This window comes from Paenibacillus sp. SORGH_AS_0306 (assembly GCF_030819345.1).
GTDB classification, from domain to species: Bacteria; Bacillota; Bacilli; order Paenibacillales; family Paenibacillaceae; genus Saccharibacillus; species Saccharibacillus kyungheensis.
Genome location: NZ_JAUTBP010000001.1, coordinates 2,290,491 through 2,313,494, shown reverse-complemented (window position 1 = coordinate 2,313,494; position 23,004 = coordinate 2,290,491). Strand labels below are relative to the sequence as shown.

At 38.2% G+C, this 23,004-nt stretch carries 24 protein-coding genes, 1 pseudogene and 1 riboswitch; of the genes and pseudogenes, 23 read left to right on the top strand and 2 right to left on the bottom strand.

Annotated features, from left to right (window positions below; all coding sequences use genetic code 11):
* Nucleotides 1–15: 15 nt before the first annotated feature.
* From QE450_RS09955 to QE450_RS09885, 15 genes are all read left to right on the top strand, one after another.
* Nucleotides 16–840 (top strand): Fpg/Nei family DNA glycosylase, encoded by an 825-nt coding sequence (locus QE450_RS09955; protein WP_307298979.1) that lies wholly within the window; start codon nucleotides 16–18, stop codon nucleotides 838–840.
* Nucleotides 841–873: 33 nt separating this feature from the next.
* Nucleotides 874–1,224 (top strand): cyclic-phosphate processing receiver domain-containing protein, encoded by a 351-nt coding sequence (locus QE450_RS09950; RefSeq protein WP_307298977.1) that lies wholly within the window; start codon nucleotides 874–876, stop codon nucleotides 1,222–1,224.
* A gap of 5 nt (nucleotides 1,225–1,229) precedes the next feature.
* A complete protein-coding gene (locus QE450_RS09945) occupies nucleotides 1,230–1,553 on the top strand; it encodes a thioredoxin family protein (RefSeq protein WP_273612651.1) in 324 nt (107 codons plus the stop codon).
* 25 nt (nucleotides 1,554–1,578) lie between these two features.
* The gene (locus tag QE450_RS09940; protein WP_307298973.1) at nucleotides 1,579–2,643 is read left to right on the top strand and encodes an SAM-dependent methyltransferase; all 1,065 of its coding nucleotides are present in this window, start codon (nucleotides 1,579–1,581) and stop codon (nucleotides 2,641–2,643) included.
* A gap of 68 nt (nucleotides 2,644–2,711) precedes the next feature.
* On the top strand, nucleotides 2,712–3,182 hold the full coding sequence (locus QE450_RS09935; protein ID WP_307298970.1) for a DinB family protein: 471 nt from the start codon (nucleotides 2,712–2,714) through the stop codon (nucleotides 3,180–3,182).
* A gap of 237 nt (nucleotides 3,183–3,419) precedes the next feature.
* Complete coding sequence (locus tag QE450_RS09930; protein ID WP_307298968.1) at nucleotides 3,420–4,904, top strand: serine/threonine protein kinase; 1,485 nt, start codon at nucleotides 3,420–3,422, stop codon at nucleotides 4,902–4,904.
* Nucleotides 4,905–4,931: 27 nt separating this feature from the next.
* Nucleotides 4,932–5,957: an SAF domain-containing protein gene (locus QE450_RS09925; RefSeq protein WP_307298966.1), complete on the top strand. Its 1,026-nt coding sequence runs from the start codon at nucleotides 4,932–4,934 to the stop codon at nucleotides 5,955–5,957.
* A gap of 49 nt (nucleotides 5,958–6,006) precedes the next feature.
* Nucleotides 6,007–6,732: a hypothetical protein gene (locus QE450_RS09920; RefSeq protein ID WP_273612646.1), complete on the top strand. Its 726-nt coding sequence runs from the start codon at nucleotides 6,007–6,009 to the stop codon at nucleotides 6,730–6,732.
* Nucleotides 6,729–7,568, top strand: coding sequence for a P-loop NTPase family protein (locus tag QE450_RS09915; protein WP_307298963.1), 840 nt, complete (start codon nucleotides 6,729–6,731; stop codon nucleotides 7,566–7,568). The genes QE450_RS09920 and QE450_RS09915 overlap by 4 nt, the downstream gene beginning before the upstream one ends.
* On the top strand, nucleotides 7,558–9,375 hold the full coding sequence (locus tag QE450_RS09910; RefSeq protein ID WP_307298960.1) for a P-loop NTPase family protein: 1,818 nt from the start codon (nucleotides 7,558–7,560) through the stop codon (nucleotides 9,373–9,375). The genes QE450_RS09915 and QE450_RS09910 overlap by 11 nt, the downstream gene beginning before the upstream one ends.
* Nucleotides 9,372–11,441 (top strand): hypothetical protein, encoded by a 2,070-nt coding sequence (locus tag QE450_RS09905; RefSeq protein ID WP_307298957.1) that lies wholly within the window; start codon nucleotides 9,372–9,374, stop codon nucleotides 11,439–11,441. Before QE450_RS09910 ends, QE450_RS09905 begins: the two co-directional genes overlap by 4 nt.
* A gap of 56 nt (nucleotides 11,442–11,497) precedes the next feature.
* Complete coding sequence (locus QE450_RS09900; protein ID WP_204823836.1) at nucleotides 11,498–11,983, top strand: ABC transporter permease; 486 nt, start codon at nucleotides 11,498–11,500, stop codon at nucleotides 11,981–11,983.
* Nucleotides 11,984–11,993: 10 nt separating this feature from the next.
* Nucleotides 11,994–12,374 carry a hypothetical protein gene (locus tag QE450_RS09895; protein ID WP_301262049.1) on the top strand — a complete coding sequence of 127 codons (381 nt, stop codon included), beginning with the start codon at nucleotides 11,994–11,996 and terminating at the stop codon, nucleotides 12,372–12,374.
* A 56-nt stretch (nucleotides 12,375–12,430) separates the two neighbouring features.
* Nucleotides 12,431–12,982, top strand: coding sequence for a hypothetical protein (locus QE450_RS09890; protein WP_274172577.1), 552 nt, complete (start codon nucleotides 12,431–12,433; stop codon nucleotides 12,980–12,982).
* Nucleotides 12,969–13,961 carry a hypothetical protein gene (locus QE450_RS09885; protein ID WP_307298954.1) on the top strand — a complete coding sequence of 331 codons (993 nt, stop codon included), beginning with the start codon at nucleotides 12,969–12,971 and terminating at the stop codon, nucleotides 13,959–13,961. Before QE450_RS09890 ends, QE450_RS09885 begins: the two co-directional genes overlap by 14 nt.
* A gap of 142 nt (nucleotides 13,962–14,103) precedes the next feature.
* Here the strand turns inward: QE450_RS09885 and QE450_RS09880 are convergent, their stop codons facing one another.
* Nucleotides 14,104–14,646, bottom strand: a complete 543-nt coding sequence (locus QE450_RS09880; RefSeq protein WP_301262047.1) for a tetratricopeptide repeat protein — start codon at nucleotides 14,644–14,646, stop codon at nucleotides 14,104–14,106.
* A gap of 549 nt (nucleotides 14,647–15,195) precedes the next feature.
* Between QE450_RS09880 and QE450_RS23640 the strand changes: the two are divergent.
* From QE450_RS23640 to QE450_RS09845, 8 genes and pseudogenes are all read left to right on the top strand, one after another.
* Nucleotides 15,196–15,784, top strand: a pseudogene (locus tag QE450_RS23640) (ATP-binding cassette domain-containing protein); the annotation flags it as partial.
* Nucleotides 15,785–15,858: 74 nt separating this feature from the next.
* Nucleotides 15,859–16,752 (top strand): ATP-binding cassette domain-containing protein, encoded by an 894-nt coding sequence (locus QE450_RS23635; RefSeq protein WP_441005609.1) that lies wholly within the window; start codon nucleotides 15,859–15,861, stop codon nucleotides 16,750–16,752.
* Between the two features lie 146 nt (nucleotides 16,753–16,898).
* Nucleotides 16,899–17,008, top strand: a riboswitch (TPP riboswitch).
* A gap of 246 nt (nucleotides 17,009–17,254) precedes the next feature.
* The gene (locus QE450_RS09870) at nucleotides 17,255–17,866 is read left to right on the top strand and encodes a thiamine phosphate synthase (RefSeq protein WP_307298952.1); all 612 of its coding nucleotides are present in this window, start codon (nucleotides 17,255–17,257) and stop codon (nucleotides 17,864–17,866) included.
* Nucleotides 17,867–17,880: 14 nt separating this feature from the next.
* Nucleotides 17,881–19,200, top strand: a complete 1,320-nt coding sequence (locus QE450_RS09865) for an NAD(P)/FAD-dependent oxidoreductase (RefSeq protein WP_307298950.1) — start codon at nucleotides 17,881–17,883, stop codon at nucleotides 19,198–19,200.
* Entirely contained in the window at nucleotides 19,191–19,394 is a 204-nt protein-coding gene (gene thiS / locus QE450_RS09860; RefSeq protein WP_307298948.1) for a sulfur carrier protein ThiS, read from the top strand. Before QE450_RS09865 ends, thiS begins: the two co-directional genes overlap by 10 nt.
* 1 nt (nucleotide 19,395) lies before the next feature.
* Complete coding sequence (locus QE450_RS09855) at nucleotides 19,396–20,163, top strand: thiazole synthase (RefSeq protein ID WP_307298946.1); 768 nt, start codon at nucleotides 19,396–19,398, stop codon at nucleotides 20,161–20,163.
* Nucleotides 20,164–20,165: 2 nt separating this feature from the next.
* Nucleotides 20,166–21,224, top strand: a complete 1,059-nt coding sequence (locus tag QE450_RS09850; protein WP_307302658.1) for a MoeB/ThiF family adenylyltransferase — start codon at nucleotides 20,166–20,168, stop codon at nucleotides 21,222–21,224.
* Nucleotides 21,225–21,239: 15 nt separating this feature from the next.
* A complete protein-coding gene (locus QE450_RS09845; protein ID WP_307298945.1) occupies nucleotides 21,240–21,797 on the top strand; it encodes a GrpB family protein in 558 nt (185 codons plus the stop codon).
* A 368-nt stretch (nucleotides 21,798–22,165) separates the two neighbouring features.
* Here QE450_RS09845 and QE450_RS09840 read toward each other — a convergent pair whose 3' ends face one another.
* Entirely contained in the window at nucleotides 22,166–22,813 is a 648-nt protein-coding gene (locus tag QE450_RS09840; RefSeq protein ID WP_274172589.1) for a thiamine diphosphokinase, read from the bottom strand.
* Nucleotides 22,814–23,004 lie beyond the last annotated feature (191 nt).

The window sequence follows — 23,004 nt, the reverse complement described above, 5'->3', positions numbered from 1 at the left end:
AGAGGAAGAATTCTTATGCCAGAATTGCCAGAATTAGAAAATTATAAAGTGCAATTAAGCAATTACATTTTAAATGTGCCAATTACTCAAATTGAGGTAAAACGTGCCAAAGCAGTTAACTTGGAATCCGAGCAAGTAAATCGTCAAATCGTAGGCGAACGCATTGCTTTTATTGAGCGTCGCGGTAAATATTTAAATATGCATACGAACAATGGACAACGTTTGCTGTTAAGCATTGCAGCAGGTGGTTCTTTATTTTATGGCAAAACCAAAGAGAATGCTGATCGTGTAGCAGATGTTGAAATTCAATTTGAAGATCATAACTCGCTTTACTTTACAGGTGCTCGTCAAGGAATGTTCTACGTCTATACTGCCAAAGAAGCAGGAGCGAAGTTGAACGAACTGGGATTAGAAGCTACAGATCGCAAATTAACAGAAGAGCTATTTATCAAATTATACAAAGGTCGTCGTAGTTCGCTCAAAACAGCGCTAACGAACCAGAATCTAGTCGCAGGTATTGGAAGTTACTATGCAGATGAGATAGCTTTTACAGCAGGTCTATTGCCTTCTGCTAAAGTACAAGAATTGGATGAAGAAGCATTATCTCGCTTGTACTTTGCTATGCAAAATGTATTGGAAGAAGCTATTCAGACGGGTGGACATTTGGTAGGGCAACCGCTAACAGTAACAGATTCCTTAACAGGTGGATTCCATGCGCTGCGTCGTGTATATGAGCGTGAAGGTGAACCTTCTGTACGTTCTGCGAAAGATTTGATTGTCAAAACCGAAGTGTCTGGCAAAAAAGCCTATTATTGTCCAGCTACACAATTTGAAAAGTAATATCAATTCATATGAACCGAGGAGGCAATCTTTATGATCAATCTTTATTTGGATGATTATCGTCCTTGCCCCAAAGGTTTTGCTCTAGCTAGAGATGGTGAAGAATGTCTGATGATGCTGAGAGAAAGTGAAGTCAATATTCTTTCGCTTGATCATGAGCTTGGTTTTGGGCAAATGGATGGCACCGATGTAGTCAAAGCAATGGTGCATGAAGGTCTATTTGCAAACGAGATTTATCTGCATACGTCAAGCTTGTCTGGTCGCAAACGGATGTATGAACTGTTATATCAAGCAAAACCTGAACATGTCATTTTGCATGATGGTGCTATGCCTGCTGAAGTTCTAAACGATATTGCTAACCAGTCTTCTAAAGGACAAGGGTGAGTGCAATGATTGAAGAACTAACAGAACAGCAAGCACTAGAGATGGCAACTACATCAGGACAAGCAATTGCGATATATGCGTACACACCACTTTGTGGTACTTGTAAAATGGGACGACGGATGCTGGAAATCACGTTGCCACTTTTACCAGAACATACGGTATATGCATTAAATGTTAATTTTGCACCTACGTTTGTACAAGCTTACGAAATTAGCAGCATACCGTGTCTGATCGTATTTGAAGCGTGGAGAGAAAAAACTCCACGTTTTTTATACCGCATGGAATCTGTTCCGCGTATACTTGAACATATCCGTAGTGCAATTGCATAAATTATTGGAGGCTGAACATTAACTCATGAATGACCAAGAAAACAATACACAAGAGCAACAAAGTGATTCTCGCTGGATCGGAACAGCGAATCATGGCTTTGCTCCTTATGCACAGGAAGAATTAAAAAGAGCATTTGGAGCTGTTAAAAGTTCTGTTCTTGTTCCTGCTGAAGTCCTTTTATTAACGTTACCTGTGGCTACAGAGCAAGTCGTACAACGCTTATTAGCAGAACCACCTATGTTCTTACGTCATATTCAACCGGTTCATTATGATCTGGTACTGGATCAAATTGGTTCTGAACAACATCCATTTGATGCATTAGCCCATTTATTATTGAAACGCGATGAATTGAAAGATATCAAACTAGCAGTGCATATTCGCAAAACAGCAGATGCTACACCAGAAGAAAATGCTTCTGAACTGCGTCATCTGCTGGAAGAACGTCTAATGGGCTTGCAGTCTGATTTTACAGTGCAGGATGCAGATAAAGTGGTATCTGTATTTTGGACAGCAGAGCGACTGTATGCAGGTATTTCAGTGCCAACTGATAACCTATCCGATTGGAATGGCGGAGCTGTACGTTTTCAACGAGAAGAAGGACAAATTTCACGTGCCAAATTCAAATTACTTGAAGCAGAACGTGTATTTGGAATCGACTTTACCGCTTTTCGTTCTGCCGTTGATGTAGGAGCAGCTCCTGGAGGTTGGACTTCGTTTTTACTGGATAAAGGGCTACAAGTTACAGCAGTAGACCCAGCCAAAATGGATCCTTCTCTGCAAAATATTCCTAATCTTAAAGTAGTGAAAAAAAATGCAGCCGATGTCAAATTCAAACCGAATGAATTTGATCTACTGGTATGCGATATGAGTTGGAGCCCTAAATTAACAGCCAAACTTGTGATCGGCATGCTTGATGCTGTTGTTCCAGGTGGAACCGTTATTGTAACCGTCAAATTAATGAACAAAAAGCCGCTGGCTTTAATTAAAGAAGTCATCAGTACATTTGAAGATGCTCGTATGCAAGTTCAACGTGCGAAGCAACTATTCCATAATCGCGATGAGATTACGCTTTATATGGTCAAATACTGATAATGTAATAGCTTAAAATAATTGGCTAGACCCCAAACAAAGATCAATGTGGAGAAGGATGTGTACTTATGCAAAACGCAATTTATCGTTATTTACCGGATATGGAGCATTTTGTAGAACAGATTCGCGCGATTCCTGAAGCAGAAATTGACTTTAAACCAGCACCAGAAGCATGGAGTATTCATGAAATTGTTGTTCATTTGTTTGACGTAGAAATTATGCTTCAATATCGATTGAAATCAGTCTTAGCTGAAGAAAATCCTGTCATCAGAGCATTTGATCAAGATTTATGGGCGCAAAATCTAAAATATAGTTCGCTTAATATGGAACATCATCTGCAAGCATTGATCGCGATGCGTAGGGCTTTTGCACCTGTTTTGGAACAGATTCGTGATGAAGATTGGGAACGTACAGGTGAGCATACAGAAGATGGAACACTGACTGCACGTACGATTGCAGAGAAAATCTGTGTGTCTCATTTAGAATTGCATGTGAAACAAGTGCAACGCAATCGTGATGCTTACGTTGCTCAAAAATGATCATATTGAACTATGTAGGAAAATAGTCTTATAAAAACTCTTTACAAATCCCGACTTTATCATTTATAATAAATTCAAATTGAAATGCAACGGACAGGGAAAGCATCCCGTCCACTGAAAAAATTAATCCTCAAGAGGGTTATTTTCAGTGTGGCGGAAGCTTTCCCTTTTTTGTTGCATTTTTTGGTATAGAGACCACAAAGCTCAATAAAAAACTGCGATCAAGGAGGTATATATATGATTCATTCATCCAAATTAACCTATGGAATGGTATTAGGAGATCGCTATCAGATTGAGCAAAAGTTAGGGAGTGGCGGTATGAGCCATGTCTATCTGGCTCATGATTTGAAATTACCCGGAAGATCATGGGCGATTAAAGAAAGCGTATCTGCTCCTTCACAATTTGTAAATGTTGCAGATGAAGCTCAGATGTTAATTACACTTAGTCATCCTTCTTTACCAAGAATCGTAGATTTTTTTGAGCCTGATAATGAAGGATTTACATACTTAGTTATGGATTACATTGAAGGTATTACATTAGATCAGCAATTTAAAAAGTATCCGGAAATGATTACAGCATCGTTTATTATGCGCTGTGCAGATCAATTGTGCGAAGTATTAGAATATTTGCATGATCGAGAGCCACCTATCGTTTTTCGAGATATGAAGCCTTCCAATGTAATGGTTACACCTATGCAAGATATGAGATTAATTGATTTTGGAATTGCACGTAATTTTAAGCCACAAGAAACAGAAGATACGGTCAAATTGGGCACAGTCGGCTTTGCAGCTCCAGAACAGTATGGCGGTGGGCAGACAGATAATCGTTCAGATCTATACGGGTTAGGAGCATTACTTCTTTATTTGTCTACAGGAGGTCATTATAGCGAATGGATGCCTGGTATGGAGAAATTTATCCGAAGTGATCTTCCGCGTGGCATGATTCCTGTATTACGCAAAATGTTACAACATCGTCCGGTAGATCGGTTTCAAAATGCTACTGAAGCTCGTGAAGCATTACGTAGAGCTGTTCAAGAAAATACATCACCTATAATATATCCCAATTCACTTTCCAGTTCTGTTCATGTACAGCAAGCCACAATAGTAGTAGCAGTGATTGGTACAGCATCAGGAACAGGCACGACACATACGGCTATAGCGATTGCACATTATCTGGCAAGGCAAGGTGGTGGCGTAGCTTTAGCTGAAATGAATGGTATACCTGGAACATTTGCACGAATTCAATCGGTTGCAGGAGGAAGCTCACACCATCTTGAACGTAAATTTCAAATCCAGCATGTAGATTACTGGCGAGAGTCAGCACGGGCTGAAGTGGTGAATCTGCTAGGTGGAAGTTATCGCTTTCTTGTACTTGATTTGGGATGTTACAAAGACAATGAACGCTTAGAAGAGTTTTTGAGAGCAGATATTCCGATCGTTGTAGGTTCAGGAGCAGAATGGCGGTATCAAGATATTTTGAAATTTGCTGAACAATTGCAACGTCACCCTCAAAGTAAATGGCAGTATTGTTTGCCTTTAGCTACATCAGAAGTGACGCAGCGGATAAGCAAAGAATTAGAGACTCAGCAAGTATATGCGTTACCGTGGCAACCTGATCCTTTTGATCAACATCCACAGATGGATACAGCGCTTCAAAGTGTTTTTAATAGTATTATTCCAGCACCTATCAAAAGAAAAAAGTTTCGTTTTAGTCTACGTTAAAAAACGAAAATGAAGGAGATTATAACATTGTCTAAAATCAGACAACGCACCAAGCATTTAATTTATGCGGGTTTATGTGGAGCAGGAGTGATCGGTCTTTGCTTTGCAGGATATGTCATCTACTCTAGTACTCAATTCAAGCATAATCAGAATGAACTGAGAGCGCGATATGAACAACAGATACGCACATTAGAAGAAGGTACAGAGCGTGTCACCGTATTTGTACCGGCACAAGAAGTAACCGCAGGCAAAGAGATCACTAAAAAAGACCTGGTCGGTATCTATTTACCAAAGCAATCTTTACCTGATCATTTATTACCAACTGTTAATGAGCTGGTAGGTAAAACAACCAAAATTAATTTGACTCGTAATATGCCGATTACCACTTCGATGATCTATGAAGAACAACCGACAACAGATGATATGCGTAACCGTGAGCTCAATACTATCTTAATGCCTACAGATATCAAAAAAGGAGATACTGTTGATATCAGAATTCAATTTCCAACCGGACAAGATTATATTGTATTAACCAAAAAGAAATTAAACAATCTGGATTATCCAACCATCTGGACTACGTTAAAAGAAGATGAAATGTTAGCATTGTCCAGTGCAACCGTTGATGCTTTACTACACAAAGCTTCACTGTATGCAGTTAGTTATGTAGAACCACAATTACAAAAAGAAGCTATACCGACATATCCTTCAAATGCAGAAGTACTTAATTTAATGAAAGCAGATCCTAATATTGTAGGAACAGCAGAGCGTTATCTGTTAGATAATGTACGCAAGCAATTAGAATTAGATCTCAAAGCGTTATCTGATGAACAACGACTCAATATTGCTCAGTCTGCTCAATCCGCAGCCGAATCAGCTATATCTACACGACAATCATATAATCAATCAAGTGGTGTAAGTTCGAATACTAGCAATCCTAATAATGATAATAATACTTCTAACAACGAACAGTCATCAACAGATACAAGTAATTCTACTAATAGCGAAAGTACTATTTACAAAAACAACGCATCAGAAGCATTTACTTCTCAATAGAAAGAATCATATAAAATAAACCTTTTACACCAAGAAGGGATTGAGTTTTTTGAAAACCTGGATATTTACAGGATTATGCGATAAACGAGATTTGATGTTATCGCTTTGTGCTTTGATGACATCAGCCGGGCAAAAAGTATTGTTGATCGATGCCACATTAGAACATCGTTATCGCTATTACAGTGGCAATTCAGAATATATACAGACAATCACTGAATTTGCCGGATTTGATTTGGCAACAGGTTTTGAATCTTTGGAACAGATTAATCAGCAATTATCCCATACAGGTGAAGATTGTACTCATTACGATTATATTCTTTGTGATTTGGAACAGTTGTCTTTTTATAATCGAGAACAATGGACAGATGCGCAAGAGCATGTCTGGGTGAGCGATTATGACCGCTTAACGATCGACAAAAGTATTGCTTGGTTTGAGCAATGGTATCAGCAGATGCAAGCTCAAGACAAAGCTAATTTTGTACCCTCATTTCAATTAACATTTATTCATACGATAGATTGCTCGCTTGAATCAGAGTATATTCGTAGCCATTTAGAGCATTTGCATATTGCATGGAATACAGAGGTGATTACGATTCCATGGACAGAATCAGATATGGCTTTAAAACTAGAAAATGAATATGCAGAAAAGTTACGTATTCGTCCATTGTCTCGTTTGTTCAAAAAAGGATTGTGTGAACTAACAGGTCAGATCAGTGGCATGGAAAATAAAGAAATCAAAAGAGCGCTGAAACAAGCAGAAAGGAAAAGAGCATGAGTACAGTAATGTTTTGGAGCCCACAAGCAGGTCATGGCAGAACATCTTCACATACTGCATTAGTGACATTAACAGCAGCATTACAATATCGATTACGGATATTGGTCTGCCATAATCAAGCTCAAGGTGAAAGTATAGAAAGTGGATTAATGGCACAAGGAACTATCGTATCGACTGCTTATCAAGAATCAGATATTGGCATTGATAGTGTGCGTAGATTGTTATCTTCACGCAAGTTGAACAAAAATAATATCTCGGATTATACAATCCCATTATTGAAAGATCGGTTAGATCTGCTACCAGGAACTATGGTTGCATCCCATTCTTCGTCTCTGGAAGAAGGTTCAGATTGGCAAGACATTTTAAATATTGCTAATGAGTATTATGATCTTGTGATAGTAGATGTAGGGTCAGGGATGGACAAAGTGGAATTATTAAAGCAAGCAGATAGCATAGTTGTGAATATGAGCCAGAATATTAATCATTTAGAGTCCTTTTTTAATACTGCTAATCAGTGGGGGAATATCCATCAACAGCCATGGACAACAGTTCTAGGAGCTTATGACTCTGATTCCAAATGTGCGGTTGCTAATATTCGTCGCAAATTTGGCTTAAAGCAACCTCTATTTGCGATAGAAAATGATGCTCAATTTAGAGATGCATGGAATGCACAAACATTACTCTCATTTGTGCGTCGTAATCTTGGCGTAACGCAGCCGCGTAAATATACAGAGTTGTTTAAGCAGACGACGATGTTAACAGAACATATACTGACACAGTTAAATGAAGGGCATGATCATAAGCGGCTTGGAGAGGGGAAGCTTCATGCTATTTGAAAATGGGATCAATATGACTTTGATTATTATCGTGTTGCTGATTCTTGGTCTGTTATTATTTGCACGTCATCGTCGCGCAGCCCTTGCAGGTAACGATATTGCTATTAATCACAGTCAAGAGCATACATTGTTTGCATTGATTCAATACGTCAAAGATCAATTGCATGATATGAGCCATAGCCGTCTATCCGATTATGGTCTGAATGAAGAAGAGTACCGACGCAGAATAGCAAAACGTACTGAATTACGCCAAGCGTTAAAAGGATGTATATCTGGAGATGTGATGGATAAGCGTTATGTGAAAGACTTTATCGCAGGTCTATTGCACAAAGGATACGGGCTTAACGAAACTAATATTAATCAGATTATTCCGTTTGATCAAGAAGAGCGCCTAACTACAGGCGAACAGTTTGATATTTTGTTATATCGCTACATTAGCGAATATGGACGTGATGGATTATCGATATTGATCGATACATATGATCTTGCAGCGCCTAAGTTAATCGAGACGGATGGAGATAGTTTGTCTTATGCAATTACAGAGCATGATATCCAGCAAATTTTCAGACAAGAATATCGATCCTTAACTTTTGAAGAAAAGCTAGATATCGTGACGCAAAAAGTCTATCAGCATTATAAAGGATTCTCTGTAATTGATGAAATTAGAGATCAACGGGTCGATGGCGTCAGCGGTGGGGTAAGTGGTGTACTTGAAGATTCCGGCCAATTAACACCACGTTATATGCCTAACCCTAAAGACCAAGTAACAGAACCACCTGCCAAAGGATGGGAAAGTGTATGGCTATTTTATAAAGGAAAATCGATTCATTTGTCGTTTCTCAGCTTTGGTTCTGTACGTGAATTAAAACGGGTCTGTCAAAATATTTACAAATACAATCATCCCGGACAATTGTCAGAAGCCAATGGTTATAAAGTAAATGAAATGAAAGATGGATCTCGGATAGTTGTGGTGCGTCCTCCTTTTGCCGAATCATGGGCATTTTTTGTCCGTAAGTTCGATGTGCAAAACGCTACGTTGGAACAACTGATTCGTGGCGATCAATCTGCAATGGTCATCGAAATGCTGGTTTACTTAATGAAAGGAGCACGTATCACTTCGATTACAGGTGCTCAAGGTTCCGGTAAAACGACATTGTTAATGGCATTGGTAAAACATATTTACGCTTCTTACACGTTAAGGGTACAAGAGATGGCATCAGAGCTTCATTTACGTGAAATTTATAGTCGTCGTAATATTTTGAGCTTTCGTGAAACAGAGAATGTATCAGGTCAACAAGGGCTTGATGTTCAAAAGAAAACCGATGGAACAGTTAATATTTTGGGAGAGGTTGCTACAGATGAAGTAGCTGCCTGGATGATTCAGATGGCACAGGTTGCCAGTTTGTTCACTATTTTCACCCATCATGCGAAAACGTTTCGCGATCTGATCTATTCTTTACGTAACTCACTACTCAAAACAGGTGTTTTTCAAAATGAAGTAATCGCCGAAGAGCAAGTGGTCAGCGTTATTAACTTTGATATCCATTTAAAAAGAGATGCCGAAGGTCAACGTTATATCGAACGGATCACCGAGTGTGTGCCGGTAGCAGATTTAAGCGAAGAAGAAGGTCACAATCAGCGTTATACGTTTATTGCACGTAATATTATTGAATATCATGATGGGGTCTATGTAGCTGTTCATCCAATGTCCACAAAAAATCAAATTGAAATGCAAGAGCAAATGACTACTCAAGATCGTGTTTTATTTGAGCGTTTTGTAAATACGTATTGGGGGCAAGCTGTATGAGTATCAAGCATTTGCTTATCGCTGTCTTGATTATATGTGCAGTCGGAATGGCAGTTGTGATATTACTTTATCGGATACAACATAATCGTAGTCGACATCTGACAGCAATGATGCCTTCTGAAAAAAATCAGGATCTACGTAAAAAATGGCAAGCATGGCATTATCAAACGTTGCAACAATCCTATATGGTTGCGATGAAAATCCCGCTTCTAGGCAATTATGTTCTACGTATTCGCAAACGACTAACCAGTATTCATGCTTATGAAGAATGGGAATTACGTCGCCGTACAATGGCAGTAACATGGATGATTATAGGCATATTAGGTGGATCAATAGTCATCCTAATTATCCGCAATCCTGATCCGTTATTCTTTATTATGCTTTGTATTGCAGCGGTCGTACTAAATAGCATGTTTATCGAAGCTTATGCAGGTCGATTAGAACGAAGATTGTTGCGTCAAATGGTTGATCTGTTAGCTGATGTTAGACATCATTATCATCGTCATGGCATGGTTGATGAATCGTTATACGAAGCAGCGGAATATGCTGCTCCTGAAATTGCTCTACATGCTAATTTGATTGTAGAAGCATTAACCGACCAACATCCCGAAGAACGATTAGAGCAATATTACGAGACAGCGCCTAATCGCTTTCTCAAAGCTTTTGCGGGTATATCCGGTATGGTAATGGAATACGGAGATAAAGTAAGGCAAGACGGATCGATGTATCTTAGAGGACTCAGTAATCTGATCAAAGAGATCCATTTAGAAATTTTACGACGCGATAAGCTCGATTATCTACTCAAAAGTCTAAATATTATCGTGCTTGTACCGATCTTTTTTACCAATCCGATTGAACAATGGGCACGTAGTAACTTTCCAGCAATGGATGATTTTTATACCAGTAAATTAGGATTTATCGCACGAATTTTTATTTTTATCCTTATTCTGATCAGTTATCTGTTACTGCAAAAATTACAGACTTACGATGAAACCACTTATCGAGCAGGCAAAGATTATCGCTCCTGGGAGCAAGTATTGTTGAAATGGAAATGGTTTAGCAAAATCGTATTTCTAGCCTCAGCCGGAGAAAATCCACTTCATAAGTATCGTTTAGACAAATTACTGAATGATGTCAATGCTCGTATCACGGTGGAATGGTTGCAAGTACGCAGATTAGTACTTTGCATTTTATGTTTTGGCATTACATTATCAGCAGGAATTATTCTGCATCAACAAGCTAAAGAAATGATTCTGTATGCACCTGTCAAAAACGATATGTTATTTGGCTCTATGTCTATAGATGAGCAAAAAAATGCAGAAGATTTAGCAACTTTGGATCGTCAAATTATGATGTCTGTTGGATTGTCCAGTAAAGCGACATATGAACAGATTGCTACACAAGTGAACAACTCGGGAAAATTTCGAGATCAGGAGCAGATCAATACGACAACTGATCGAATTTTGCTCAAGCTCAAAGCGTATGATACCGAGTATTTTCGCTGGTGGGAATTACTGATTGCTTTACTCACTGCTTTTATTGCTTATCAAGTGCCTGTATGGATGCTTTATTTCCAGAAAAAAGCACGCAGTATGGATATGAAGCATGAAGTGTACCAATTCCATACAGTGATCTCTATGCTAAGTGGAATGGATCGTATGTCTGTGGAAGTGATTTTAGAATGGATGAATCGATTTGCTGTGATCTTTAAATTGCCACTACAGAAATGTTTACTGCATTATGAGCATGGGCCTGAAGACGCACTAGAACAGTTGAAAGACGAAGTATCTTTCCCTGAATTCGGCAAGCTAGTAGACAAACTACATCTGGCAGTAGACAAAATTCCGATTCCGCAAGCATTTGATGATCTTGAAAGTGATATGTCCTATTACTTTGAACAACGTCGTCAAGAATACGAAAAAATGATCGAAACAAAAGCAACATGGGGCAAAATGATCGGTTTTACTCCGATGTATGCTCTGATATTCCTTTATCTAGTCTTACCACTGATAGGTATGAGCTTTAGTCAGATGGAAGTCTATTACGATCAGATTCAAAGAATATAGCTATTGATACACGTTAAAACTGATAAACTACAAAACAAATAACGGGGGATTTTACAATGAATAATGCTTCAACCGCTTTAAAAGTAGCCGCAGGAATATTTTTAACGATCGCTTTGATAACGATTGTAGTAATCTTATTTATTTCTGCTCAAGAAGCTACCAAAACGGCACAAAATAACTTTGCTGATATCCAAACTGAATTATCTCAAGCGTCTTATACAGTCTATGATGGTACAACTATCAGTGGTTCTCAAGTAACCAATGCTTTACGTAAATTTAGCGGTAAAGAACAATTTGGCGTTCAGGTAACAACGGGTAAAAACAAAGGTTCAAATGGTCAATGGTACGGTAATACTTTAAACACAAGTGGAGAATTAACTTCAGATTCTTATGGATCCGTAACAGCTAAAGCCAATGGTGATATGAATAATACGATGACAGAATCAAGCCCAGAGTATGTTAATCCGAGCGGTAAATTCAAAGCTGCGATTATTAAAGATCGTTCTAACGTTGTACGTGGTCTTGTCTTCACTCAGCAGTAAGGACTAATCGATGGATAATAGTACAAAAAGTATGCTGTGGCTCGCTGTTCAATTATTTTTGTTCGGAACAGCTTGCCTTGCGGCACTTTATCTAAGTGGTGGTATTCAGAAAGTAAATCAATTATCAGAACCTGTGATGCAAGGACAAAAGCAAAGCGTTCAGCAGTATATAGGCATTTCAGAACAGTTGACGTATACAGGTGCACAGGTCAGACAATCGATTGCTCAGATTCAAGAGATCGGTGTAGATATGCAAATCGATCATGTGCTTTATCCTCATGCTGTAAAACCTGAACCATCTGCATTACTGAGAATAGAAGTCAATCGTACGTATCAAGTGACTTACCAGACGAATCCACAAGGTGAAGTGGTTACTATTCTATTTAGCTAATCAATATGATGTAGTAGCCCATAGTGCTATACCACAGAACGATCAAGGAGAACGCTATGAATTCGATGTCCAAAGTATTTGCCGCTTTTCTTGCGGTAGCTTTATTATATGTATTTCCTACGATGCAAGCGGCAGAGCGACAAGACGATCTTTCTCAGATGATAGTTTATAATGCAGTTGTTCAATTTACAGATGCTGTACGCACCAAAGGATACGTAACACCTACTATGTATAATGATTTCACGCGTGAAATTAATACAACAGGCAATGAGTATACTATTCAAATCGAACATTTACACAAAACATATCATCCTGAATATACAGATCCAGCGAACGTAAATACTTTTCAAAATAAATTTACAACTGTGTATGAGGGATACTATGAGAATGCTATCATGCCTGTATTGTATCCAGATAATAGCACACCTAAAGATGATCAAAGCAGACAATATCGTTTACAAAATGGAGATTATTTTACAGTGAAAGTAGAAAGTACGAATCGAACAATGGCAGCGATATTGCGCGGAATGTTAGGGATCGAAGGAAATCAGAATCGTTCTGCTGTACTTGCACGTTATGGAGGCATGGTGCTGAATGAAGATTACTGATTTTGCTATTTTGTTTGTTATTATTTTCTTTCCGCTATTTTGGCTGAGTGGCTTACATACTGACGAACAGGCGCAAGCATCAAGTCTACAAATTTCGTATACTACAGCACTTCGTACAGCTGCTCAAGATGCAGGTCAGGTGATGAGTACGAATGAGCAGCAACAATACGAAGCAGGATACTCTTCAGAAAAGTTTTTTCGAGCAGATAAAGAGTTAGCATTACATACATTTTTGAATACATTGTATTTGAATTTTGGTATTCGTGGAGATGAGTCTGCACAGCAAAATCTACTGCACTATATCCCTGCAATCGTAGTGATTGATTATGATGGTTATTACATCTATGCGACTGAAGATTATGCAGGAAGTGATGGATTGCCTAATGCTAGACATATTTGGCATCCGAAAAAGCCATATGCGTATTCTGATGCACAAGGCAATAGTATCCAATTTACGCTAGATCATTATGTGCATGTTGTCGAAGCCAGTACAGGAAAAGTGTTAGATGGAGAAGCAGAGCAGTTAGCGGATCAGACGAATATAGCGCTTTTAGATCAGATCAATACATTTGAGCAAGTGAGACGTACAGCGATAGTGAGTTCAATTCAAAAAGATTTGGCTTACTATATCAATAAACACAATGAATATGCTTCTCGTTATGGGATTTCTTATACATTTACATTACCAACGATATCGCAAGAGGAATGGAACAACAGTATTAACGATATCGGTATTATTTCTTTTTTGCAGGGGATTCCGACAGGAAGCGGTTATTATAATAATTATGCGCTTGGCGGAGGACGATTAGTGAAAAAGACTTCATGGTTAGGAACGACTGATCCTGATTCAGGTATCAAGTATGCTTATCCTAATGGTTGTAAGTTACCTGCACCAGCTCAAGATTTATTCACCGATGCCAAAGAAGCTGCGAAATCAGGATACTTTCTACGTGATTGCCGTAATCCTTTAATTCATTAATGTTGTATAAAATAGCTTTTTTAACTCAAAAGTCATACAAAAAAACCAATAACCTTATAAAAGGTTACTGGTTTTTGGTTTTGAACTACCGATCATCGTTTGGCAGGTTGTGCATCAAGCTTAATTTTAAAACGATAAAAATTTACCAAGTTTCATCAAGGTGTTGAGCGTAGTAAGAAATTCCTCTTTTGAAGTATTGAAGATGTTCATCAGAAGTCGTTTCCATTAGATTAGCCAAAACAATCTCCATAGCCTGTTTGTAATCTTTTGCATTATACAGAGCCATTGAATAAAAGATTTGAAGGCCACGGTGTTCAGGAAACTCTGTTACACCTCGATGTAAAGTTTCAACCGCTTCTTGATAGTAACCTAAAGAACGGTAGGTACTGCCAAGACCAAGCAAACATCTTTGCAGATTTGCTCCTGTAAGACCTTGGTCAATTGCCTTTACATAATAAGGGATAGCTTCATTCGGATATCCGGAATTATCGTGAACCATTCCAGTCTGGTAATTTACCTCAGCGTGATCTGGATAGGTAGCGACCATTTCTAAAAGAAGAGAACGTGCTTCTTTCAGAATTTCTGGGTCTTGTTTAGCACGCCCTTCTTCACGCAATTTGTGGGCTTTTTCTAAGAGCAAATTCAATGTTGTTTCAGCTGTAGTATTTATTCTTTGATCATTCATTTTTAAAACTCCCTCAAATGTAGTATTGCAAATAGTAAAGTAACATTATAAAAACAATACTTTGAGAGAGTTAATTAATTTTGAAAGTGACTTTGTAAAAACATGTTCATGGCTTTTAATTCCTCCTTAGAAATCAGGAATAAACCCTAAGGTTCTTTTTCATACTAGGCTTTTTATTAACTAAAGTCAAAATCAAATTCAAAGTATTCAGTCGTTTATAATATTCTTAACAAGCTATGTCTTAAAACTAATACAATCTACTTCTTAAAGTAACAACCGACAGTTAAATTTAATTTTTAGAAGTAAGTAAAAAAGCTTTGATCTTTTCATAAAATGGCAAAATCTTCAACGATAATAAGATTACTTCAATTCTTTCAAACCGTTCGTAAAAGCATACATTTATTCTACACATCAGAAAATGAATGTAAAAAAATGAAAATTTTCAGTTCTAGACAGCTTCTGCTTATGTTACAATACACTCTGTAGCAATTTTGTGATGATGTATATTTAAAAAAGAGATATTTAACATAGACAGGAGCATTATTTAGTATGAGTTTGTTATCAGTAGAAAATGTAACACATAATTTTGGAGACCGAACATTATTTCGGGATGTATCTTTTCGTCTGCTTGCTGGAGAGCATGTAGGCTTAGTCGGTGCAAATGGTGCTGGCAAATCAACATTGATGAATATTATGACAGGTAAACTGTTGAAAGATAGCGGTAAAGTCGAATGGGCTCCGCGTGTACGTTATGGTTATTTAGATCAGCATACTAAGTTAACAGAAGGAAAAACAGTACGTGATGTACTGAAAGATGCTTTTCTTCCGTTGCTAGAATTAGAGCAGGAGTTAAATGAAGTCACCAACCAGATGGCTGAAGCATCCCCGGAACAATTGGAAGTATTGTTAGAACGAATGGGTGATATTCAAGAGCAACTGGAAATAGGAGACTTTTATCTATTAGATACCAAAGTTGAAGATATGGCTTACGGTCTTGGACTCAATGTTATTGGACTTGATAAAGACGTAACAGCTTTGAGCGGTGGTCAGCGTACTAAAGTACTGCTTGCCAAGCTATTACTCGAAAAGCCTAATGTTTTGTTGCTGGATGAGCCTACCAACTATCTGGATGTAGAGCATATCCAATGGCTAACTCGTTATCTACAAGAATATCCACATGCTTTCGTATTGATCTCACATGATACAGATTTTATGAATCAAGTCGTTAATGTAATTTATCATTTGGAATTTGCCAAATTAAATCGTTATACAGCTGATTATAATAAGTTTTTAGAAATGGCTGATATTCAAAAGCATCAACATATCGAAGCCTTTGAAAAACAGCAAGATTTTATCAAAAAACAAGAAGAATTTATTCAAAAAAATAAAGCACGTGCATCTACATCCGGTCGTGCAAAAAGTCGTGAAAAGCAATTAAATCGTATCGAACGTATCGACAAACCAGAAGAATTTGCTAAGCCAACATTTAATTTCAAAGAAGCTCGTGCAAGTAGTAAAACAGTCTTTGAAGGTAAAGACTTTGAGATTGGATATACACATGCTTTATTGCCTAAAATGACAATGAATATTGAACGTGGCGAAAAAATTGCGATTGTTGGTTGTAACGGTGTAGGTAAATCAACATTGCTCAAAACTATTCTAGGTAAACTTCAACCGGTTAGTGGTAAAACATATCTGGGCGATTATTTGCATTCTGCTTATTTTGAGCAGGAAGTACGTCCAGACCAATTGACACCGATAGATGAAGTATGGAATGAATTTTCACATTTAAGTCAAAATGAAGTGCGTGGTCATCTGGCACGTTGTGGTCTGAAAAATGAGCATATCACGCGCCCAATGCGTATGTTAAGTGGTGGAGAGCAAGCGAAAGTTCGTTTGTGCAAACTATTACTGCGTGAAAGCAATTGGGTATTATTCGATGAACCGACCAATCACTTGGATGTTCATGCTAAAAATGAATTAAAACGCGCTTTAAAAGCATATAAAGGTACAGTATTACTCGTGTCTCACGAACCTGAATTTTATGAAGATTGGGTTACTAAAATTTGGGATGTTGAGCAGTGGTCTGAAGCTAAAGCGAAATAAAAGATTTTCCATCTTTTTAAGATGTCATAGCTAGTTGTACTCATTTATTTTTAAAATGAACTGTAAAAGATGACTTTATAAAGAGTCTGAGAATCATTTGCTTTATTGAATAGTCTTTGCTAAGATGAATAACAAATTGAATAGCTTGAATGCACTAGGGGGGCCGCTTGAGGCTGAGATGAAAGCAGATATTGCTTTCGGACCCTTTGTACCTGATCTGGATCATACCAGCGTAGGGAAGTGGTAGCAGAGTTTCGGAAATGTTCGATACAATAATCGGAATAATCCAGTAATAGAGAATATGAAGTAGTGATAATCTACTAAATGTCTTATTACTATAGATGAATAAGATTATACAATTTCCGTTCCTTCTAAATAATCTTGTTTGATCGAACAGAGCGATCATTATTTTCTAGATCTATACTAGCCACTTCTTATTAAAAAGAAGTGGCTTTTTTGCGTTTTATTATATCTATGAACGTAAAGGAGGCATCTTATAAGTATGGAAATTCATGCGATTAGTACAGGTCAGCAATCGATGACTAAGTTGATAGAGATCGCATCACAAGTATACCCCTGGGTTACTGCTATTCATATTCGCGAAAAAAATTGGTCTGATCTTCAGATCATCAATACAATTCAGCAAATGGTAGATAAAGGTGTTCCGCGCTCACAACTAAGGATCAATAGTCGACCGCAATTAGCGGTTGATATGAATATAGGAGGGGTACATTTAAGCGAAAATATGGCTTATCCTTCGATTGATCATAGACCTTTGACATGGAAAGTAGGACGGTCTGTTCATCATATAGAACAAGCACTACAAGCTGAGCAGGAAGGAGTAGATTATATTTTTTACGGGCATATCTATCCTACTACTTCCAAGCCTGATCGATCTCCGCGGGGATTGATTCAACTGGAACAAGTATGTCATGCAGTGTCTATACCGGTGATTGCGATCGGTGGTATCCAGCCAGCCCATTGTCAGGATATTTATCAGGCTGGGGCGAAAGGAATTGCGGTAATGTCTGGTATTTTCGAAGCAGATTATCCTCAACATATCTGTCAGCAATATAAGGCAAGTATTTCAAATCGTACGTTTGCCAATCTATAACTACGAGGAAAGAAGTGAATGAGATCATGGGTCATTTATCCAATCTCAATACTAATCATTATGATGTAATCGTTGTAGGCGCAGGAGTGATTGGTGCTGCTTTGGCATATGAACTAGCACAGCAAGGGGTCAAAGTAGCATTAATTGAGAAAAGTAAACCAGCTTCTGGTGCATCAGGGGCGGCAGGTGGAATGTTAGCTGCTCATTCTGAGCATTTTACACATGTAGAACTGCATCAATTGGCGCTGTATAGTCAATCCTTGTATAGCAAGCTTGCTATCGATTTACTTGAACAAACAGGCATAGATATTGGATTGCGAACAGAGGGATTTTTACTTCCTCTCACTGAAATAGAGTTAAATTCATTACATGCAGAACAATCAAAAGTTCAATGGCAGGCAAATGCTATTGATCCAAATTCAAATCATCCTAATCGAAATCCTCAACATCAACTGGATAACAATCAACATACTTTTAACGATAACTACAGTCTTTCTGCTATCACGAACGCTAACAATATAAAAACAGATCGCAAACAGTGGTGGAGCCCCTCTTATCTGGCACAAGTAGAACCACAACTGCATGCTCCATCAGGGATGATCTATAATCCAGACGAACCGCAATTAATTCCAGCGCTACTTAATCAAGCACTTGTACAAGCGGCAACTCAATATGGAGTTGATTTTTATTCGGAAACAGAAGTTTTACGTTTACTGTATCAGCAAAATAACTCTCAAATTAAAGGTGTAGTGAGTAACAGAGGTGAGTTATATGCTGAACAGGTGGTTTTAACAACAGGATTGAGTACACAACAATTGCTAGCAACCGAGCAATATGAATTACCTTTTATTCCTGTCAAAGGCGAATTAATCGAAGTCAACACTCCGTCAAAGTGGCTTGGTCATACGATCTATGGAGAAGGAATTTATATTATTCCCAAAAGTGATCATCGACTCTGGATCGGTGCTACCAGTAAATCTGATCGAATCGATACTAGTGTAGATATTTCTGCTATTGCACAGTTATTGTCTCAGGCTGAACAATATCTGCCTGCTATTGGCTCAGCTACGTTTGTCCGTTGCTGGTCAGGTATACGTCCTGGAACACCGGATGAATTGCCTTATTTAGGTCGGATTGAGCCTATTCATGGCTTATGGACAGCTTCAGGTCATTATCGCAATGGTATTTTACTAGCGGCAGGTACAGCAAAATGGATGACACAAGCTTTGATAACCAATGATACAGCGCATATTCCAGATTGTTTTGCTCCAAAGCGAGCTTTACAAAAATCAAGCGATCAAGTTATAGCGAAAGGAGTGACTACATGGAACTGATTATCAATGGTCATCACAAATGGATAGAGCCTGAATTGAATACTGTATCCAAATTGCTAGAATCTTTATCATTAGGTCATAAAACAGTGATTGTCGAGCATAATCAACAAATTTTGCAAAAAGAAGAGCATCCGCATATTACACTAGCAGACAAAGATATATTAGAGATTGTACATTTTGTAGGAGGTGGCTGATTTGTTAACGATAGGTACACATACATTTACATCGAGACTGTTACTAGGCACAGGGAAGTTTACAGATTTGCAGATTCAGAATCAGGCGGTAGAAGCATCGGGCACAGAAGTGCTAACATTTGCAGTAAGACGATTGAATCTAGATCAAGTGAATGAACCGAATTTTCTAGAAATGTTAGATCTCCAAAAATATAAACTATTGCCTAATACCGCAGGAGCCAAAACAGCCGAAGAAGCTATTCGGATAGCACGTCTGGCAAAAGCTTCTGGATTATGTGATATGATAAAAGTAGAAGTTATCGGAGATGATACATTGCTTTTACCTGATCCTTTGGAGACAGTCAAAGCTTGTGAAGCCTTGCTAGCAGAAGGATTTATTGTTCTGCCGTATATCTCTGATGATTATATGTTAGCCAAACGCTTACAGCAACTTGGTGTACATGCGATTATGCCTGGAGCTTCCCCGATCGGTTCTGGTAAAGGAATACTTAATCCTTCAGCGTTGCAATGGATTATCGATCAAGCGACTATACCTGTGATTGTCGATGCCGGTATACGCTCACCGAAAGATGCTGCGTATGCGATGGAACTTGGAGCCGATGCGGTACTCCTTAATAGTGCTGTCTCTGGCGCAACGGACCCTGTTAAAATGGCAACAGCTATGAAGCTAGGTGTGGAAGCAGGACGATTAGGAAGGGAAGCAGGCATGATCCCTGTACGTGAGTATGCTGTGGCGAGCAGTCCAGCAGAAGGGATGATCACGACTTGAACGTGAATAATACCAATAATCAGCAACAAATAGAACAACATAATCGGTACTCCAGACAAGTGCGATTTACTCCTTTAGGTCAAAAAGGTCAGCAACATTTGACAGAAGCCACTGTGCTTATTGTAGGAGCTGGAGCTTTGGGTTCTAGCTCTGCAGAGACACTGGTTCGTGCAGGAGTAGGCAAAGTAATTATTGCAGATCGCGATTATGTAGAATGGAGTAATTTGCAAAGGCAACAACTGTTTACAGAACAAGATGCTCAAGATCGTATGCCCAAAGCTATCGCTGCTCAACGTCGTCTACAACAGATTAATTCTGACGTAACTATTGAAGCACATATTGCAGACGTAACGGCTGATGAAATGAATGATCTAGCCAAAGGGGTAGATCTGATCATGGATGCGACAGATAATTTTGAGACTCGATTAATGATTAATGATATTTCGCAAAAATATAATATTCCCTGGATATATGGTGGTTGTGTAGGAAGCTACGGCATTACATTTACGATTATTCCCGGAGTGACACCTTGTCTACAATGCTTAATGGAATCTGCACCACTTGGAGGAGATACTTGTGATACTTCAGGTATTATTCCTCCTGCTGTTCAGATGGTTGTAGCTCATCAGTGTACAGAAGCCATTAAGATTCTTAGCGGTAATACAGATCAACTGCGTGGTACATTGTTATCATTTGACTTATGGAATAATGAACAGGTGTCTATCAAAATGAATAGTGCACGCAAGTCGAATTGTCCTTCTTGTGGTACCCAACCTACGTATCCACATCTCACTCAAGCGGGTCAAAGTAAAACAGAAGTACTATGTGGTAGAGATACGGTACAGATTCGTCCAGCACAAAAAATGATAATAGATCTAGAGCAGACCGCTCAACGCTTAGCCAAGCTTGAAGAAAATCAAGTGAGTGTTACTCCTTTTTTAGTATCTATGACGATGCCAAATGAACAGCGTTTTGTTATTTTCCGTGATGGTCGTGTTATGGTGCATGGTACAAAAGATATAGCAGAAGCACGCACTTTATATCATCGTTATTTTGGTTGAAAAGGAGGGAATAGGATGACTAATATTGAGAATGAATCGACATGGCCGATCTGGGCAACAGAATCAGTAGAGATTGCACCACCTGATCCACAATGGATAGAGCAGGGCAAATTCTATACAAATGAATTAACGCAGTTACTATCTCCTGTGGATATACAACATATTAAGCATTTTGGTAGTACAGCGATACCTAATCTTCCTGCCAAACCTATTATAGATATGATGGCAATCACAGATTCATTTGATCAATTACCAGTTATTATTCCTATATTGGAAAAAGAAGATTGGCATTACGTTCCGCCTGAATTAGATGGTAAACAGCATCGCCGATTTTTTGTCAAAGTGATCAATGATAAGCGGGCAGCTCATTTGCATATCGTATTGCAACAAGGTCAGCAATGGCAAAATCAACTTCTGTTTCGGGATCGATTGATCGCACATCCAGAATGGGCAGAGCAATACGGTCAATTGAAGCAACATTTAGCAATAGACAACAAAGATGATCGAGAAGCATACACTCAAGCCAAAACAGAATTTGTGCAAAATATTCTAGATCATCATGACAAAATATAATCTTTAGGAATGAAAGAGTATAGAGTAAGAATCTATATATAGTTGATCAAAATAAGGGATAAGCGTGTATTACTTCTTATTTTGTTCTTGTTATTAGATACGGAAGATTCTACTTGCTTTATTAATTCTCATTACGAATGCTCATTACACAAAAAATCCATCGAACCAGCAATGCTCTCTGGTCGATGGATTTTTGATTTTGGTGCTTTTTAGTGATGATTTATTTTTACATATGTAACAAAATAAAAGGATCAAACAAATATAGCAAAGTAAATAAAAGTAGTAAAGTGCATAAAAGAGTTAAACAAAGCGATTCAATTGTAGTTACTTATTCAGTAGAGAACTGTATTGAAGAAACAATATAACAATTAATCTCTACTCTGAATAATTAACAGTAGACCGCCTTCGATACTGACTGTACCTTCTTCGTTGATTAGATGATTACTAATACCACGGGATTGACCCATCCGTAGAGTAGCTTGCTCTAATGGATATTGAAATCCGGTAAGATTAATGCCGGTCACTTCAGATGTAATAGGCAATAAAGAAATATAAGGGAACCCACGATTTTCAATAACGGCTTGTGTACTGGTAAGGGAAATATAATTATTCATATCCATAATGCTGCAACTTACCTGATGTTGAACCGCCCGTACAAGAAGTTGTACATTTGCCAACGTATGATCAAATCGTGTACCCAATGCTCCTAAAATTAAAATATCACGAATATGACGTTCCATCGCTATTTCAAAAGCAGCTTCGGTATCAGACCAATCTTTTTCAACCGAATCATAGACAATCAATTGATCACTGTTAGCTTTGATATTTGCCAGATCATGTTCGCGATCGGTCAGTGAATCGAAGTCTCCTACAGCTACATGGGGATGAATACCATGTTCAATTAAAAATAGTGCTCCACGATCAGCACCAATAATCAAATCGTCTTCTTGAATTTGTTGCAAAAAGTCAGGATGTAATTGACCACCCGAGAAAATAATAGCACGCTTCATCAACATGAATCAGCCCTCGTTTCATCTCATACTAAAGATCTATTGTATCGTTTATATGTGAATTTGGTATAAATAAAAAAAGATATATTGAAATTGTAGTTGCATAACTTTCTATCACACAGATACAATAGAAAAGACGAGCAATCAAACGAGTTATAGATTTTTTTGCTTATGAAAGCGCGAACATCGATATAAGC

Excerpts from the sequence above, each read along its gene's own strand:
- QE450_RS09845 (WP_307298945.1), top strand. The coding sequence starts at position 21,240 with ATGACTAATATTGAGAATGAATCGACATGGCCGATCTGGGCAACAGAA.
- QE450_RS09840 (WP_274172589.1), bottom strand. The coding sequence starts at position 22,813 with ATGTTGATGAAGCGTGCTATTATTTTCTCGGGTGGTCAATTACATCCT.
- QE450_RS09895 (WP_301262049.1), top strand. The coding sequence starts at position 11,994 with ATGGATAATAGTACAAAAAGTATGCTGTGGCTCGCTGTTCAATTATTT.
- QE450_RS09900 (WP_204823836.1), top strand. The coding sequence starts at position 11,498 with ATGAATAATGCTTCAACCGCTTTAAAAGTAGCCGCAGGAATATTTTTA.
- QE450_RS09915 (WP_307298963.1), top strand. The coding sequence starts at position 6,729 with ATGAGTACAGTAATGTTTTGGAGCCCACAAGCAGGTCATGGCAGAACA.
- QE450_RS09940 (WP_307298973.1), top strand. The coding sequence starts at position 1,579 with ATGAATGACCAAGAAAACAATACACAAGAGCAACAAAGTGATTCTCGC.
- QE450_RS09950 (WP_307298977.1), top strand. The coding sequence starts at position 874 with ATGATCAATCTTTATTTGGATGATTATCGTCCTTGCCCCAAAGGTTTT.
- QE450_RS09935 (WP_307298970.1), top strand. The coding sequence starts at position 2,712 with ATGCAAAACGCAATTTATCGTTATTTACCGGATATGGAGCATTTTGTA.
- QE450_RS23635 (WP_441005609.1), top strand. The coding sequence starts at position 15,859 with ATGAATCAAGTCGTTAATGTAATTTATCATTTGGAATTTGCCAAATTA.
- thiS (WP_307298948.1), top strand. The coding sequence starts at position 19,191 with ATGGAACTGATTATCAATGGTCATCACAAATGGATAGAGCCTGAATTG.
- QE450_RS09910 (WP_307298960.1), top strand. The coding sequence starts at position 7,558 with ATGCTATTTGAAAATGGGATCAATATGACTTTGATTATTATCGTGTTG.
- QE450_RS09880 (WP_301262047.1), bottom strand. The coding sequence starts at position 14,646 with ATGAATGATCAAAGAATAAATACTACAGCTGAAACAACATTGAATTTG.
- QE450_RS09905 (WP_307298957.1), top strand. The coding sequence starts at position 9,372 with ATGAGTATCAAGCATTTGCTTATCGCTGTCTTGATTATATGTGCAGTC.
- QE450_RS09930 (WP_307298968.1), top strand. The coding sequence starts at position 3,420 with ATGATTCATTCATCCAAATTAACCTATGGAATGGTATTAGGAGATCGC.
- QE450_RS09945 (WP_273612651.1), top strand. The coding sequence starts at position 1,230 with ATGATTGAAGAACTAACAGAACAGCAAGCACTAGAGATGGCAACTACA.
- QE450_RS09955 (WP_307298979.1), top strand. The coding sequence starts at position 16 with ATGCCAGAATTGCCAGAATTAGAAAATTATAAAGTGCAATTAAGCAAT.
- QE450_RS09870 (WP_307298952.1), top strand. The coding sequence starts at position 17,255 with ATGGAAATTCATGCGATTAGTACAGGTCAGCAATCGATGACTAAGTTG.
- QE450_RS09890 (WP_274172577.1), top strand. The coding sequence starts at position 12,431 with ATGAATTCGATGTCCAAAGTATTTGCCGCTTTTCTTGCGGTAGCTTTA.
- QE450_RS09885 (WP_307298954.1), top strand. The coding sequence starts at position 12,969 with ATGAAGATTACTGATTTTGCTATTTTGTTTGTTATTATTTTCTTTCCG.